General features: G+C 51.4%; 9 protein-coding genes. 1 reads left to right on the plus strand and 8 read right to left on the minus strand.

Annotated elements, in window-relative coordinates; translation table 11 throughout:
• Window positions 1-34: 34 nt before the first annotated feature.
• The 7 genes from AAGJ81_01875 to AAGJ81_01905 form a co-directional block, all read right to left on the minus strand.
• Window positions 35-4,267 carry a hypothetical protein gene (locus AAGJ81_01875; protein MEM0964885.1) on the minus strand — a complete coding sequence of 1,411 codons (4,233 nt, stop codon included), beginning with the start codon at window positions 4,265-4,267 and terminating at the stop codon, window positions 35-37.
• 468 nt (window positions 4,268-4,735) lie between these two features.
• Entirely contained in the window at window positions 4,736-6,160 is a 1,425-nt protein-coding gene (locus AAGJ81_01880; GenBank protein MEM0964886.1) for a sulfatase-like hydrolase/transferase, read from the minus strand.
• A gap of 515 nt (window positions 6,161-6,675) precedes the next feature.
• On the minus strand, window positions 6,676-8,019 hold the full coding sequence (locus AAGJ81_01885; GenBank protein ID MEM0964887.1) for a sulfatase-like hydrolase/transferase: 1,344 nt from the start codon (window positions 8,017-8,019) through the stop codon (window positions 6,676-6,678).
• Between the two features lie 200 nt (window positions 8,020-8,219).
• Window positions 8,220-9,446, minus strand: coding sequence for a glycosyl hydrolase (locus tag AAGJ81_01890; GenBank protein ID MEM0964888.1), 1,227 nt, complete (start codon window positions 9,444-9,446; stop codon window positions 8,220-8,222).
• Window positions 9,415-10,905, minus strand: coding sequence for a sulfatase (locus AAGJ81_01895; GenBank protein ID MEM0964889.1), 1,491 nt, complete (start codon window positions 10,903-10,905; stop codon window positions 9,415-9,417). Before AAGJ81_01895 ends, AAGJ81_01890 begins: the two co-directional genes overlap by 32 nt.
• Window positions 10,906-10,933: 28 nt before the next feature.
• A complete protein-coding gene (locus AAGJ81_01900; protein MEM0964890.1) occupies window positions 10,934-12,376 on the minus strand; it encodes a sulfatase in 1,443 nt (480 codons plus the stop codon).
• Window positions 12,376-13,773, minus strand: a complete 1,398-nt coding sequence (locus tag AAGJ81_01905; GenBank protein MEM0964891.1) for a sulfatase — start codon at window positions 13,771-13,773, stop codon at window positions 12,376-12,378. The genes AAGJ81_01900 and AAGJ81_01905 overlap by 1 nt, the downstream gene beginning before the upstream one ends.
• Window positions 13,774-14,354: 581 nt before the next feature.
• Here AAGJ81_01905 and AAGJ81_01910 point away from each other — a divergent pair.
• On the plus strand, window positions 14,355-15,086 hold the full coding sequence (locus tag AAGJ81_01910) for a PEP-CTERM sorting domain-containing protein (protein MEM0964892.1): 732 nt from the start codon (window positions 14,355-14,357) through the stop codon (window positions 15,084-15,086).
• A 200-nt stretch (window positions 15,087-15,286) separates the two neighbouring features.
• Here the strand turns inward: AAGJ81_01910 and AAGJ81_01915 are convergent, their stop codons facing one another.
• Complete coding sequence (locus AAGJ81_01915) at window positions 15,287-16,777, minus strand: sulfatase (GenBank protein ID MEM0964893.1); 1,491 nt, start codon at window positions 16,775-16,777, stop codon at window positions 15,287-15,289.
• Window positions 16,778-16,865: the final 88 nt, after the last annotated feature.

Consider the following 16,865-nt stretch of genomic DNA (forward strand, 5'->3'; position numbering starts at 1 on the left):
CAAGAGTCACTGATTTCTCATATCCTCAAGAACATTAAATTCCGCCAATCCACTTACTCTCTAAGTACAGGCATTCAGAAATCAGGCTCTCAATCGACATTCCTTCCTTAAGGATACGGACTTCACCAATCTGTCCGTCAATGCGTTGACCTCCGTTTCCACTTCCACCCGCGTAGATTTCTTTCGACCCTGTAAAATCTGCGGCCGGAGTATTACCAGATATCGTTGTCCCGGCTTTGCTTTCAAAAAGGGTCCAATCGCCCGTTGATTTGTCGTAACTAAAGCCAAGTATAATCGTATCGCCCCCCGTGATCGTCACTCCGGTGTTCTGATAGAGAGCTCCTCCGATGTAGACTTCCGGGTTTCCGCCGCTACTGATACGAATCCCAAAGCCACTGCTTGTGCTACCCGACGTGGCTACTACAGGATTTTTCGCACTCGTGATATTGTCGAAGCGGATGGCACATAAAGTGGTAAACCCAGAATTGTTCTCTGCTCCACCACCAGCTGAGAAATTTAGGATGTTGCCTGCCTCGGAAACACTGATCAAACGGAAGCGATTCGATCCATCGAATTCGATCATGTCTAGGCTAGTCGGAGATTGGATCACCGAAGGATAGGTTTGCGTCTCAGACGATTGCGGGACCGCATCAAATCCAAAGCCAGAAACATCGTTCCACTGAGTGACCCGATCGTTTGAATCGACCAGTACATTAACCGCTACACTCGCGTCGTAGCTGTAATGGGCACCAACCTTTAGAACTGAAGCCGAGTTGTCTCCCTCTTCAAGCGAGGTAACTGGGTTGACATAGTATTCGTATAATGCCCCATCAATGAATCCAGTGTCATCAAAACCGAGGGGTAGCATGGTTGCGCCACTCGTAAGCTCCGTAAAGCCGCTCTCGTTTGCGGCACGACGGTAGACTTTGAACCCAAATAAATCAATGTTGGGTGTTCCAAACCATTGCAACAAGTCAACGCCACTCGAGTAGTTTGTCAGGAAAGTCCAGTCAGGCAGCACGGCTCCAAGCGCACTCGGAAGTGTCTGATTCTTGGTCGAAGAATCGACTGACTCATTGCCCGCGGCATCGACGGCTGTTACGACGTAGCTGTATTCAACGCCAGGCCACGCGGTATCGTCAAAATACTGGCCATAGAGCCGCGTATGAAGATCTTTATTCAACTTCACCGCATCCAACCTTGTTTCAACTGCAGATGCCCATCGATAGATATTGTAACCAATAAACGGTTCATTGTCCGCTGCGTTTGGCTGAAAGCGGATCTTGATGCCGAAATCACCATTCGCAATGGTCGCCTTGATGTTAGTAGGAGCAAAAGGAGCAATACTGTCCACAACGGGGCTAGCATCTTCGACCAATACATTATCGAGATAGATATCCCCATTTCCGCTTCCTCCTCCGCGACTCCATCTCACTCGAACCTGAGTCAGATTGGTTGAACCAGCAGGAACATTGAACTCAGTCTCTAGACTTTGGAACTTATAGTTGTAGAGATCCGGGTTCATCGTGATGAAAGGTCCCCAGATTTGGGTAGTTGAATCAAAGGTCAGGATGATTCGCCCGGAGATCGTTCCGTGCCCGGTGTTGTCCTGATCGCTGAAGCCGGTCCGAATGGATGTTTTCAGACGAGTTTTTCCATTTAAAGGAATCGTCACACCTGCCTGCGTATCCCGACTCTGCCCTGGGTTCAATCTGCGGCTTGCGACATATGCTCCTCCTCCGTTACGGGGAATCGTGCTGCTGACCAAGTTAACGTAGTTTGAATCCTTAATCATCTCCCGACTGAGTCCGCTAAAGTCACTGCTCGTCTCGAAATTCTGCAGATAGAGATTTCGAGGCACAATTAGGTCATCCCAATGTGGAACACCAGCAGCATCCCAGTCTGCACCATTCGGGTTGTCTTGAACCTTCGGAAAAGCCCTACCCAGCCAGCGAGCGAAATCTAGCAGCAGAGCTTCATTGACTCCGGCATCTTGAAGAAGATTCTTCTGCAGAAGACGATAGGTCGCCTCAGAGAAAATCTCATCCGGTAACAGGAAGATCTTCGCGGTGCTTTGCACATCGGATGGCTTGTCCCAGGGTGCCGGGATGTAGTCCATGTGTTCAATGATGTTACGGTCATTTTTATAGACGCCGTTTTTCGGAGGTGGGTCACGGGGGATCGTATTTACATCCTCGGACTCGTAGATGTAGAGCCACTCGTGCAAGTATTCCTCGAAGAGTCTACGCCACAAATCAGGGGCGTATTTGTCAGCAGACAAAAAGAGTCCGCGGTTGGCGGTTTCGTCAGAGTAAAAGAAATTCGGCGCGAGGGTGCGTTGAGAAAAGCCCAGTTTACTAAAAAGGCTTTCGGTGCCTGAGGGATTTCCGGGAACCCAGGGCAAGGCCGGTTTCCCGGTATAACGCGATTGCATCATATTGATTTGGTAGGCTGCTCGCGTGATAAAGAAGTCATGCTTAGTCACATTGTAGGCATCAATCATGTGGTTCTTGACGTAGCCCCAATCCACATAGCTATTCATTCCTGCTGGTCGCCGGGGACCCGAATTGAGGAGTACTTCGAGAAGATACCATTGATTGGATTCCTGTTTACCCGTCCGGTAGAGTTGTTCCTCGAAATTACTCCAGTTTTTACTAATGATGTGGGCAGCATGAGCCCAGACCCACTGACGTGTGCCCTGTGCGGGTAGTGACAAGGGATCCGGATCGTATTCGGGTGTGTAATCCGGCGCAAAAACTCCGGCTGCATCGGGTTGCACATCCTCCAGCTCAAATCGGCGGACCAGGTAAAGGCCTTTTACGGCACGCCACTTAACGATTGATTTGCGCATCTCGTCCCTACTGATGTGTGGGAAAATAATCGGAGCCGAGGTGGTTCCATAGAGTTCATCGTCGCCATTATTGAACTCAGCTTGGCTCATCCTCATGTCGCCATACCATTTGTCTTCGATATCAGACATGTATGCACTGAATCTCGACCAGAGTGTGCCATCTGAAACATAGGATGCGACTCCATTGGTAATCAGGTCGGTAAGTAGCCGCTCATAGATGATTTGGGGCCCTTCATTGACTTTCGTTCCCGCAAGATAGTCTGGACGTTCTGGCTGGATCGCATCGATCATAAGGTCGTCCGGCCATATATCCACTGGCGCGTGGTCAGGTAGCCAGGCATTCCAGTCGGGTAGCTGAATCGTCATACGGATGTCGCGCATGCTGAGATTTTTTGTGTAGTCCATGATCTCTGCTACCGAACCAAAGTCAGTGCCCTCGGGGAGAAGTTCGCTAATGATCTCTCCGTCCGTTTCCGCGACAGCATCAAGCCCCTGGCCAGCCAACCATGAGGCCGCCTTTTGGTCTTTTGTGAGTTGAGAATCGCCCTGCTGAGGGTCGGTGTCCGGACCAGGCTGAAAGGGTGGATCCCAAGGACGACCAGGGGCATTCATCCCACCAGGCAGGTTCAAGTTGAGCGAACGAATATACGCTGCTATCTGATTCCCCTGATGTTCACTCAAACCGTGAAATTGTGAACGGCTGACTATCGATTCATTGGAAAAATTGAAATACCTCAGATCGCTACCGTCGTCAAAGTGACAGGCTGCACAGGAAGCTTTGATCGAACGCTGGGCGACGATGTTATCAAGAAGAATTCCATCCGAATCCCAGAGTATCCTACCTGCGTCTATACTAGCTGCATCTTGGTATCCTACCGGCGCAGTCCAAGTCGAAGGATCTTCATCCGAAAAGCTGGTGGAAACCGCCGAAACGTTGCTGGCATCAACAAAATCAAGGTCCAAGACACGAATCGTTGTACTGCGTCCATCCGTGCCGTTGACTCGAATACGCACGTAATTCTCACCACCCTGCACAATATCAGCTGGATCAATATCCACATAAAAGCGAATTGTTGAGTTGATACCGCCAATCCCGTCCTGTTTCAGTTCGAAATCAGGAAACGAGACCTCAGGAGAATTGTTATAAATCGTGATCCAATCGCCACTGTTGACTTGCACAGAGACCTGTCCTCCAAAACGGAGATTATGGACTCGCAAATAAAGGTCTTCCGCTGTTACCGCCGAAGTCAGATTTACCGTCACCGTTTCGATTTGGGGTGTAATATCCCAGCTGGTCACGCGGACGGGGAATTGTAGGCCGAAGGATTGATGCGCTAGGAAGACTAACGAGAGACTTGAACTGGCGATTTGAGTGAATGTAAGACAATACTTTTTGAAGAACTTTAGGGGTGTCATGATTTTTTGGGGTGCAAGGGATAGTCCCGGAGCTGAGCGAGGTAGGTATTCCCAATCAACTGGAAAGAGAACAAATCAAATTGCGTGGTAAATGCGTACAAGGACGAGTGAGAATTTCGGGGGCAGATGATCGATCACTCACCTAACTCCACTCCAATCACATACACTAAATTCCACAAAAAAGATTTCTGATGATTGACGAACGAGGAATTGGCTAAACGTTTTATCACAAACTGTCAAGTCGTGGATTTGTCCCTAAAAAACCCTGAACTCCAAAGGTCGCACTGCGAATTTCGGTAGGGAGCGTAGCCGAAAATCAAGTTACCTTCTGAATTACCCCGTGCAAAATTGCGCAAACCGAATCAGCTTACCTCTTTTTTTGAAAGCAACCAAACGGTTTGAGGAGAACCTTATTTTCCCGCAAATGAGACTCTTGAGAGGAAACGAATATTCTTCGCCCTAAGCCGTCTATCTCTTGTCCCTAGGCGTGGAAATTACCGAACCTAATGGAGGCTTTATAGATCCGATCTCCCGCTGGCTACTCTCCAGCTCAGCCATAAACGACTCCATAATCTTCGACAATTCCTGCACCTTCTCAGGATACTCTTTGGACAGATCAGTGGTTTCTCCCGGATCATCAGCCAGGTTGAACAAACTTCCCGCAGGAGCAGCGACCCTATCCTGCTTTCCGCGTCCTGGCCTCACCCCGCCTCCAGGCTTTTGTCGCGCGACGAGTAACTTCCACTCATTGTGCCGGATCGTTGAACCCGGAACAATAAAGGTTTCATGGATTGGCGAAGAGACCTCACCCCCTTGCAGATAGGGCGTAATGTTGCGTCCGTCCAGCACCCGATCAGTCGGCAACTCTACCCCAGCCAGTGCCGAAAAGGTGGGTAACATATCGATGATTCCGACAATTTCACCATTCTCTGAACCGGACGGTATCACCCTAGGCCATCGCATGATGCACGGAACGCGAATGCCACCCTCAAAATTCGTCCACTTGCCGTCACGCAAAGGACCGGCACTTCCATACCCATCGATATTCAACTGGGGACCGTTGTCAGAGGCATACACTACCAAGGTATTTTCAGTAAGATCCAGCTCGTCGAGGATCTTCAAGATTTCACCCACCTGCCAATCGATCTCCTGCACCACATCTCCGTAGGTTCCCTGTTTCGATGAGCCTTTGAAGCGCTCACTCGGAAGCCATTTTACGTGAGGTAGTGGTGAAGCGTAGTAGAGAAAAAAGGGATGATCCTTATTCTCTCTGATGAATCGGATTCCCTCCTCCAATAGCTTCGGCGAATGGATGCCGTCTGTTTTACTTCCAGCAGTCTCCTCAAAAGTCTCATTTCGAAAGATGCCGGTACCCGACTCGGTTTCCATGAATCCGTAAAAGAAATCAAAGCCATGGTGAACCGGATTACTTTCAGGCCATTCACCCAAATGCCACTTTCCAATTATGCCAGTGGCGTAGCCTGCTTCCTTCAGTTGTTCGGCAACAGCAATTTCGTCCGGATGGATTCCGACCAGACTCCGACGGTAGATCACTTTTGAATACCCTGCCCGATCGGCATGTGATCCGGTCATAAAGGCCAAACGAGTAGGCGAGCACCGATTGTGGACGTAAAAGTCTGTAAATTTCATGCCCTCCTCTCTGAGTCGATCAATCGCTGGAGTGGCAATATCAACCGAGCCATACGACCCGAGATCACCGTATCCTTGGTCATCTGTCAGAATGAAAACGATATTAGGCCTCAGCGCCCCGGTCTCATGGTCATCTATTTGACCGTTCGTTTCGCCTGCAAACGCATAATGGGAGCCTCCCAAAAAAAAGAAGGCACAGAGTAAAGCCTTTCGAAGACTAGCGTGGGCTATTTTCCTTTTCATCTTTCGTTTTCCCAAAATGGATGCTCTGCCTCTTCTTTTAGAGTCTCCAATTCCTATTTTAGTCCTTTGATTTTACTGCATAAATCTCCAAGTTGCTGGATCTTTTGACCCGCGGTAAAGGGGAAACAGAAATAGTCATCAGGAGGAGTGTGACTCTACTGGTTCTCTATTGAGGGATCCGAGCGGCTCATTTCGTAGCATCCAGCGAATCGACTGAGCAGGGCCGAAGTCCGTGAGGTGGATGAAAACTGAGGTAATGTTCCTTAAGCCTTTCCTAGTCATCGGTCTCACGACCGATGGTACGGGAGACCGACCCGAAAAGACCCTATCTAAGTGCCAGAGAGGTAAGAGCCATTCCTGATTGTCGCTGCTAAGTCCCTGACCGGAAAACTCCCTACCATCGTTTAGCACCGCCCGCACTCCAAACGAGTGTTTTTGACCACAGTCGAAACTGTTCAAAAAATTGAGGAAAGCGTTCATCGTCGCGTCTGTATTACCACCATAGGAAGCCCCGTTCACTTTTGGGCCGGTGGCTGCCAAGGCACCGATCCGGCTTTTTGAATATACCGCCTCATTTCTCCTTGAAGTTGTCTGAGCCGCTCTGGCTCCTCAGATGCCAGGTTTCTCTCCTCAAAAGGGTCCTCTACGAGATTGTATAACTCCAGGGCGGAGTAAGGATTGTTTCGCATCAATTTCCAACCGTCCTGGATAATCGCGTGATAAGCGTTTCCCCCGAAGGCTACTCCGCCTTCCCGACGGACGAAGTAGAGACTGCGACCCTCCGGCATGTCTTCTCCCCGAAACAGCGGAGAAAGATCAACCGCATCAATACCACCTGCGCGCGGCGCGCCCGCGAGCTCAAGAAAAGTCGGGAACACGTCAAAAGTCAGACCCTCGTAGTCGGATTCGGATCCGGCTGGGACCTCGCCGGGCCACCTGACGATAAAGGGCACTTTCAAACCTCCATCAAAATGACTTTGCTTACCGTCCCGCCACGGCAGGTTTCGCTGGGCATACCAAAGAGCACCACCATTATCCGAGGTAAACACCACTACCGTGTTTTCGGCTAGGCCTGTGTCGTCAAGTGCTTTCAAGACGCGCCCAATGCAATCGTCCGTGTGCTCGACGAAAGCCACGTTGAGTGCACGCTTTTCCTCCATCTCGGGCGAGCGATTTTGCACCCTTTTCAGCCATTCATCGGGCGGCTCAATCGGGAAATGCGGTGCGTTGTAGGCGAGATAGAGAAAGAAGGGCTCATCCTGAATCTCAGACCGCTCTTCAATATAATCGACTGCCCAGTCTGAAAACAGTTCGGTGGCATGACCCCGCGGTTCGATCACAATATCGTTCAATCGCATGTAGTTAAATCCACGCCGAAGGTGAGTCGTGTAGCTGTCCATCATATCCCCGAGAAAGCCGTGGAAGAAGTCGAAGCCCCTCTCGTTCGGCGTATTCGGAGACTCCAAACCGAGATGCCATTTGCCAATAATCGCCGTGTGGTAGCCAGCGTCACTGAGTTTGTCGGCCAACGTCGGGACCGAAGGATCGAAGTAGCCCCATGAATTTTCGGCCCGGGTGCGAATCACCCCAGGAACCCCAACTTGATCCGCGTAACGACCAGTCAGGATCGCAGCGCGCGTTGGCGAGCAAACCGTGCAGTTCGCCCGCATCGAATTGAAGAGCATTCCTTCGCTCGCCAGTCGATCGATGTGAGGGGTTTCCAAATCAGGAGCTCCGTAGACTGAGGTATCCCCATACCCGTGATCATCGGTTAAGATAAAGAGAAAGTTTGGGCGTTCTGCTGAAACAACGGTGCACAGGACAGCTAGGGAAATACAGACTGGGATTTTTCTAAGCATAAACCAAAGTACCCGGAAGATCTCAGCCCTTCAACCGTCTATTCGACAGCTGCGCAGCAATAAGAAGCGGGTTTAAAGAGCCTTTGAGATCCAAAGGGAAAGACTCTACTTTTCCAACAATCCACCGGGTTGGACCAGCAGCCGGTAAATGGTTTAAGCACGGGTAACTTCCCTTCGGAAAGTTCAGCGGATAGCTTCTTTTAGCGGTTCGCTTCAAACGTGTACAGGTTTGGCAGATCACCCTCAAAAACCGTCCAAGGATCCTCAGAAAACTCAACAAAGTCTGGATAGATATGCTTTGTCATCGGCTCGTCCTTGTAGGGGCTCCAATTGCTTCCTCCGTCATCGCTATCGTTTCCAAACCACGTTAGCGCGTAGGCAACCTCATGGGCTACAGGATCGTTCTTAATGTTGTCGAGGAACATCCGGCTGTAGTGATCGGCAGCCGTTTCGTTCGTGAGCCCGTTCTTGTATCCAAACTCCGTGATCGCCGCGACTTTACCGTCCTCCCTCGCCAGTTCAACGACTACTCGGGAGCACTCGAGAAGCACCTCAGGCCCATCGTCGTAGGCGTAGCTATCGAAAGCGTACACATCGACATAGTCTTCACCCGGGAAACGGCTCAGGAATCTTTCCCGCGTCGTCGGCTTACTCGGCGAAATCACCAGGATGAGGTTATGAAGATCCATCTCATCACGCAGGAAGTCGATCGTCATCTTCCAGAGCTCATTATATTGCTCCGGGGTGCAGGTCCTTGTGCCCCACCAGAACCATCCGCCGGTGTGTTCGTGATACGGCCTGAAAAGCACAGGGATCGGACGACCCTGATCATCCTTGAGACCTCGAATAAACTCACCATAACGACGCAAGACCTTCATGTATTCCCGATGGTCCGCACTGTCTCGATCGAGCACTTTGGTCACTGGGTCCCCTTCGTTGCTTTTGTGCGAATTGTTATGGGGCACCTCAAGATCCGGGTTCTTCGAGTGAGCACTAAGGCTAATCAAAATGCCGCGACGATGCAGTTCCGGAGCGATGGTCTGCCAGAACTCGTAATCATCGTAGAGATGAAGGCCAAATTCGACGACCGCAGGGTTCTTTCCAACTAAAGCCAGTGTGTCTGACTTCAAATCCAACGGATTCGCCTCCCTCTCCTTCGCATTCGGGGCGTGCTTCCCCCGGCTAAACGCCCGCATCTGTCCATAAAGCAATCGATGTTTTGCCGCTAACTTAAGATTTTCGTAGAGACGAATGGTCTCGGGAGTAGCCTCCGGATCCGAAAGCGGCGAAGACGAAGTCTGAGCCAGAACCGTCGCCGAGAACAGGACCAGTGTGGCAAAAAAACTACAACAGCAGCGAATTAGCATCATTTGAATCTGCAGAAAAAAGAAAGCTTCAAAGAGAAGAGGAGGCTTTTGCCTTGGCATCCCATTCCCAAAGCAACTTGGCCAGTCTTTCACGTTCTTTGGCATACTCCGGATTGTCTGCAACGTTGATGCGCTCCTCCGGATGCTTTAGATAATCGTAGAGTTCAACATCCATGATCTTGCTATCACGCTCCCAACTCTTGCGCCATTCAACGTAGCGGAATCGCTCATCCCGGACTGCCCGACCGAGAGGAGGCCCCCCTCTTCGAACGAGGTGGTAGCCGGGGTAGGTCCATTCTTCGCTCATCGGCTCTTCCAGCAGTGGCCGAAGACTCTTCCCGTCAGTGATTTCGAGAGGTGCGAGGCCACACAGATCCACCAGCGTCGGAAAGAGATCCACGGATTCGACCACCCGGGTCGTCTTCGCCCCTTCGGCAAAATTAGGCGCGGAAATGATGAGCGGTGAACCGGCGGTCATCTCAAGGTTCGTGCCCTTTGTCCAACTTCCCAAGTGTCCAAGCTGAAAGCCATGGTCGCTCCAAAATACTATAATTGTGTTGTCGCGGATACCAAGCCGATCGACCTCGGCCAAAATTTTGCCGATCTGTGCATCCACAAAACTGATACACGCAGCATACGCATGACGAAGACGGTTGGCAGCTTCTCCGGAAGGCGGTTTATTCAATCGGAAGCCCTCCGCGTAGCGCCACAGCTCATGGTTTGTGCGGATTTCATATTTAGATCCCCCTTCAGGGAGTTCCTCAAGCCTGGGTGTTCCGGGAGGGTTTTGTGGATCGTACAAATCCCAGTATTTCTTGGGTGCATTGAACGGGAGATGCGGCTTTTGAAATCCAACAATAGCCAGAAATGGCTCTCCCGCCTCCACTGAATTCTCAATGAACTGCATGACCTCTCCTACCATCTGACCGTCACCATATGCTTCATCGGGAACGTCAAACGGTCCTTCAGCTGCAGGCAGTTGCGCCTTGATTCGTCGCACCCCTTCTCTGTCGCTGTAGTCCAGCTCTTGACGAAGTTTCGAAAGTTCAGGGTCGGCGTAGATGCTGTCGTCGGAACGTTTCCAAACGACATCGAAGCGATCCGCAAGTTCAGGGTCGACCCGGCCCGTAGTGTGCCAGACTTTCCCGAAGGACGCGGTAGAATAACCTGCATCTCCAAAGGTCCGACCAACTGTTTGCACGCCCTCGACATCCACCCACTTCGCAGGACCGTAGACCTGTTGAGTGCGTTCGGACCGTAAACTGGTCAGCAAAGCGGCCCTCGACGGAATACAGATTGGGTGTGAAACGTAGTGGTGTTCAAATAGAACACCGTCGGCTGCCAGCGAATCAATATTCGGCGTAACCATGTCTTCGTAACCGTAGCACCCCAGTTGGGAGCGGAGGTCGTCCACCGCTATAAAGAGCACGTTCGGGCGACTCTCATCAACTGCCAAAGCCAGACCGGAGCCACTGACCAGCCCGAGGAAGATTCCAATTTTCCAATAATTCTTCATCATTTCTACAGCCTTTCGAATTTCCTTTTTCCTACTGCCAAGTCCAGAGAAGCTCTGCCAACCGATCCCGTTCTCCACGGTATTCGGGATTGTCGGCCACATTGATCCGCTCTTCGGGGTGTTTTGCGTAGTCGTACAGTTCGACATCAAGGACTTGATCAGAGTCCTCCCAGCCGTCGCGCCACTCGATATACCGGAAGCGAGCATCACGAACTGCCCGGCCCACTTTGCCACCACGATTCACGCTGTGAAAGGCCGGCTCATTCCATTCACTCGAAGAGGGGTCCTCAAGAAGCGGGCGCAGGGTCACACCATCCGTCACCTGCAGCTCCGCTATTCCGCAGAGATCAAGTAAGGTTGGAAAAAGGTCGACGGACTCGACGATCTTCTTGGTTTTTAGCCCGCGCTCATACCCAGGCGCAGAGATGATCAGTGGCGAACCGGCCGTCATTTCAAAGTTGGTCAGCTTCGTCCAGCTTCCCAAATGCCCCAGCTGGTAGCCATGGTCTGACCACAAGACGACAATCGTGTCATCTCTCAGACCCAAGCGGTCCAATTCAGCGAGAACTTTCCCGACTTGAGCATCAACAAAGCTGACGCAGGCAGCATAGGCATGCCGCAGGTGACGGGCTTCTTCTCCCTCGGGAGGGTTGTTGAAGGTAAATCCTTCCTGGTATCCCCACAGATCATGTCTCTTTCGAAGTTCGAACTGCGAAGCGCCCTCAGGCAGGCTTTCCAGTTCCGGGGTTCCCGGCAGATTATCGGGGTCGTAGAGATCCCAGTATTTTTTCGGTGCATTGAAGGGTAAATGCGGTTTGTAGAATCCAACCATGATGAAGAATGGCTGTCCCGACTGTGCCGCTTCATCCAAGACCCGAATGGCCTCTTGGGCCAACAAGCCATCCCCATAAGCTTCATCCGGAACATCGATGGGGCTCTCAGCGGCGGGGAGCTGACCTTTCTTCTTTTTCGAGTTTTCGTTTTCTCTCTCCCAAATTGCCGATAACTCTGGAGTCGCATAGCGCGAATCCAGTGATCGTCCCCACTCGTAATCGAAGCGATCCAGAACGCTTTCCTTGAATCTCCCACCCGAGAGATGCCAGATCTTCCCGAGCGATGCCGTAAAATACCCCGCATCTCCAAACGTCCTGCCGATCGTCTGAACACCGGGAACTCTGGCCCAACCACCGTTACTCTTCGTACGCTCGGATCGGAGACTGGTCAGCAGTGCCGCCCGCGACGGGATGCAAATCGGCTGCGAAACATAGTGCTGTTCGAAAAGAATTCCCTCGCGAGCCAGTTGGTCAATGTGAGGGGTGACCATATCCTCGTATCCATAACATCCGAGCTGCGACCGGAGATCATCGATAGCGATAAATAAGACATTGGGTCGCTTATCCGCTACGGCCTTGGCTAAGGGGGCGCAGGCAAAGGCGGAAATGATACCGAGAAGGAACAGCGATCGTTTTCTCATTACTTTTTACTCCTTTTCTTCGTCGGAAGAGGAACCGCCATCTCATCAAATGCCGGAACCGCGTCCCGGTGGGATTCGATGATTGCAGCGTATTCCGGGTTTTGGACGAGATTGTTCCATTGGTGCGGATCTCTCTTCATATCGTAAAACTCTTCCTGCCTCTCGCCGTAGCGGATGTAGCGATAACCATCCGTCCGAATGGAAATGAATCGTTCATAAAGCGCACTGATTGCGGTGCTCTCCCAGGGAGCGTCAGGGTTTTTCAGGAGTGGCACCAGTGAGCGTCCATCCACACACTCCGGCACGGGAATTCCACAAAGCTCAGCCAGGGTGGGATAAATATCCTGCAACGAGACAAAACGTGCGCTGACCTGCCCAGGCCGCGTCAGACCGGGGACGCGGATCATCATCAGGCAGTGGGTCGCCTCCTCCCAGAGAGTTGCCTTTTGCCAGTGATTCTTTTCCCCCAAGTGAAAGCCATGATCACTGATCAAAATCACGATGGTATTGTCGCGATAAGCACTGTTATCGAGAGCATCAAGGACGCGTCCAATCTGTGCATCTGCGTAGGCAGTCGTTGCGAGATATCCCTGAACCGCTTTCGCGTGCTCCCCTGTTTTGATCGTTCGATCAACGGTCCTCTGTTTTGTAAGGACCCGCGTCGCCAAAGGTGGTAAATCGTCAAGATCGCCGTCTTTCAATTCGGGAAGGACGACCTCGTCGAGTGGAAACAAGTCGAAATACTTCTGCGGTACATACCACGGCATGTGCGGATGAAAGAGCCCACATGCGATAAAGAAGGGTTTCTCATGCTCTCTTTGAAGCTGGGCGATTGTCCGATCCGCATACTGCGTATCCCGCATCTCGCTTTCATCGAGGTGGGTCGGTCCCCAATCGTGCTCTCCCTGAGCTGCCGGAGAGTAAGGAGCGTTGGGAGGAATCGGATTTCGCCGGTGCGGCATCTCATCATCCCACGAACTCCGCATCTTCCACCCGTGCTCAATCTTTCCGTAGGATGCAGTGTAGTAGCCGGATTGCTTGAAGAGCATCGAAAGCGAGGTCGCCTCCTGCAGCGGAACACTTTGATCCGTCAAAACCGCATTGTCGTAAACTCCCGAATTCCAAGGGCTCACCCCAGACAGGAAAGCCGTGCGGGAAGGTGAACAGTAGGGGCTGGAAGTGTAGGCATGTTCAAAGAGAACCCCGCTCTCTGCCAACTGACGAATGTTCGGCGCCACAACCTTACCGGTGTAGCGATTCTCATCTCCAAGCAGCCAGGTATTCAGGTCATCAACTGCCAGAAAAAGAACGTTCATCGGCTTTTCGCTCGCCGACAAGGAGACAACGCTTCGAAGCAGCAGAAGCGCAAATAGGAAGACAAATAGATGGGGTTTCACTGTCCGTATCGTTGTTTAGTCCCGGGTGAGCTGCAAGGGTGAATCGTTTATTCAAATTCCCAAGTAAGAATCGAGAAATACGAGCCAAGAATATTCCTGAACCAATCGACTGTCCTTTCTTTTGTTCGGCTTGCCCAACTCCTCTTGGTGTTCACGAAACCGATCAATTGCCGGCGGATAGGACTCCAACAGTGGTAGACATTTTAAACGATCTGAACGAGCTTCCTCCTATCGCAGAACCGACTCTGCCCGATCTACCATCCAAACCGCTTCTCGAAGCAAAGGGCAGCTGGTTTCGAACCAATATCGATTCCATTCAAAGAACTCTCTGGCCAACGACTACAACGTCTCGAAAATTAAAGGAAAAGTGCTTTTTGGCCTGTCCCCTTCCTGCCGATTAATTCCGTTTGTCACTTGTTGGCTACTACTAGAAAGACTCACCCGTCTTTTTATTTCTTCCATCCGCAAACTGGCCGTTCACCTTCCCTGCTTCAAACGTGTGATTCTGCTTGTCTTCACTACCAAATGGTTCACGGTTTTGTCTGGTTCAACTTTTACTTCAAAATGAAAAGGAGCCTCCAATGAATTCTTGTAAACTCATCTCCCTCCGTTCTCTTGGCTTTTTGTCTGCGGCGTCTATCTCGAGTGCGCAGATCATGGTCGATTTTGACGGCATTGACCAAGACTCCGCCCCCACGGCACCTTGGGATTGGACGATTGATGTCGCCACGCTAGGCATCACTGTAGTCGGTGGTGGCACTCCCGATGTAGTAGGGGATTTTACTAACTCAGGATCTACCGGCACCTTTACCCTCAGCCTTTTGGGCCGTGGTGACACCGATAACTTCTACAACTTTGTGGATTACAATAGCGCCGACGCTGGAGGAATTCGTCGTATAGTCGCGAACAACGATGGTGCTGGTGTCAACGGCTCGACGAACAACGCAATCAATTCGGGCCAAGCGATTCTCTTTGAGTTTGACACGGGTAGTTTGAATTCAAACGGCAACACTTTTGTCCTCACAGGCATTGACATTGATGGAGATTCCTCCGGCGTTCTCTACTCGTATGGGACCGGAACAACAGGAACTCAGGTAGCAACCTACGTGGACGGCATTCTTTCCACTCCGGTCGTGATCAATGATGGTGACCGCTTCGCAATTGGCAGACTGGCATCATCCGGCTCAGGAGGATTTCGAGTGGACTCCTTTTCGCTAAACCTCGTTCCAGAGCCATCTTCGTATGCTGCCATCGGCGGGTTGTGTGCGTTGGTTTTCGCTCTCTCTCGCCGCCGTCGGGCGGAGAACAGATAGATAAGAGCATTTTCCCACGCGAGGGCTGCCCAGACAAAACAGAGCAGCCGCCCAAATCGTCCGGTTTTGGTGGTGCCAACGAGACTTGAATAGCCTTTGTCCGGGAAAAGAAGTTACTGGGATTTCCCGCATGGAGCTTCAGGTCGTGTTCGGTAGGATTTTTGTAGCTCCCTACAGGTGATGCTACCCTCTGTGCGCAATCAGGTTTGAGACCGTCCTTTTTTCTTTCCTGCTTCCGGAGCCATTTCACTTGGGGACGGCACCCTCTTCCTCAGTTCTTCAATCGCTTCTTTGTATTCGGGATTGTCGATTTGGTTCGTCCACTCGTAAGGATCTCTCACACAATCGTAGAACTCTTCAAACCCCGTTGAATACCGAATGTATCGATACCTTTCGGTTCGAATCGAGATGTCGGAATCGAAGGCGGATATGGCCCGGGATGGAGTCGGTTCCGCTGGATTTCGAAGCAAGGGGACGAGCGAGGTGCCATCGAGTTGTCCTTCCGGAGGCTCGACGCCCGCCAGCTCGGTCAGAGTCGGGTAAATGTCCAAAAGAGACACGAATTGCTCGGAGACTTGTCCAGCGGAAGTCAGGCCTGGCACCCGGATCATGAGCAACGAATGGGTCGACTCCTCCCAGAGGGTCGCCTTCTTCCAATGGAGCTTTTCTCCCAAATGCCAACCGTGGTCACTCCACAAGACGACAATCGTGTTGTCGCGGTAGGGACTTGCCTCCAGTCCGTCCAGCACACGTCCAATTTGCTCATCCGCAAACGTTGTGGCCGCCAGGTAGGCCTGAATCCCTTCTTTGTGAAGACCGCGCTCACGAATCTCCGGCAGGAAAGACATTCTTTGCACAAGCCTCTGCGCCTTGGGAGCTACATCTTCGAGATCACTCTCAAGAATCTCGGGAATCACGATTTCATCGAGCGGGTAGAGGTCGAGGTATTCCTGTGGCACATACCACGGATTATGAGGGCGGAAGATTCCGCAAGTGATGAAAAACGGCTGTGTATGTTCTTTCTGGAGTTGCTCGATCGCGAAATCCGCAAATTTCCAGTCGTTGATCTCCTCCTTGGGCAAGTGGTAAGGACCCCAGTCCGCAGTGAGGACCCTACCTGTCTTGTCGGCCGCCCATCCATTCAATGGCACGTTTGGCGGCTTGGGATCTTTAAACTGATTGAAAAAGTCATCCCAGTCACTCTTGGGAATCTTGTAGCCATGTGAGACTTTTCCAGAACCGGCTGTGTAGTAACCTGCCTGTCGAAACAATCCTGGGAGCGATATCGAGTCACGAATCACTAGGCTGGCATCCGTTGGATAGCCGTTGTTGTAGATTCCCGAACGCCACGGTGCGATTCCCGAGAGAACCGCCGTTCGAGAGGGCGTGCAAACCGGCGATGCTGTGTACGCTGAAACGAAATTCACGCCGCTTTCGGCCAGTCCCTTGATATTTGGCGCAACTACCCTCCCCGAGTAGCGATCTGCGTCCTCGAGCAACCAAGTGTTCAGATCATCAACAATAAGGAAAAGCACATTGGGAGGAGCAGAAGGCTCCGACTGAGACTGCGCTTGAATCGGATGAGGAACCAAAAGAGGCGAAACAATCACCATGACTGCACATGCAATCCAAATGAATAAACCTTTATTCAAGATTTCCGACGTTCGCGGGATTTGAAGTTTTGGGGGCATTCTTCGAGTATTCTGCAGCACAAGCTGCGTCTTGGGGACTACACGTTTCTTTCTTCCTTCGACTCTCGAAAACTAAGTCTAATAAACC

This window comes from Verrucomicrobiota bacterium, from assembly GCA_038744685.1.
GTDB lineage: Bacteria > Verrucomicrobiota > Verrucomicrobiia > Opitutales > Puniceicoccaceae > Puniceicoccus.

Coding starts and splice junctions, on each gene's coding strand:
- AAGJ81_01900 (MEM0964890.1), bottom strand. CDS start 12,376: ATGAGAAAACGATCGCTGTTCCTTCTCGGTATCATTTCCGCCTTTGCC.
- AAGJ81_01890 (MEM0964888.1), bottom strand. CDS start 9,446: ATGCCAAGGCAAAAGCCTCCTCTTCTCTTTGAAGCTTTCTTTTTTCTG.
- AAGJ81_01895 (MEM0964889.1), bottom strand. CDS start 10,905: ATGATGAAGAATTATTGGAAAATTGGAATCTTCCTCGGGCTGGTCAGT.
- AAGJ81_01885 (MEM0964887.1), bottom strand. CDS start 8,019: ATGCTTAGAAAAATCCCAGTCTGTATTTCCCTAGCTGTCCTGTGCACC.
- AAGJ81_01910 (MEM0964892.1), top strand. CDS start 14,355: ATGAATTCTTGTAAACTCATCTCCCTCCGTTCTCTTGGCTTTTTGTCT.
- AAGJ81_01880 (MEM0964886.1), bottom strand. CDS start 6,160: ATGAAAAGGAAAATAGCCCACGCTAGTCTTCGAAAGGCTTTACTCTGT.
- AAGJ81_01915 (MEM0964893.1), bottom strand. CDS start 16,777: ATGCCCCCAAAACTTCAAATCCCGCGAACGTCGGAAATCTTGAATAAA.
- AAGJ81_01875 (MEM0964885.1), bottom strand. CDS start 4,267: ATGACACCCCTAAAGTTCTTCAAAAAGTATTGTCTTACATTCACTCAA.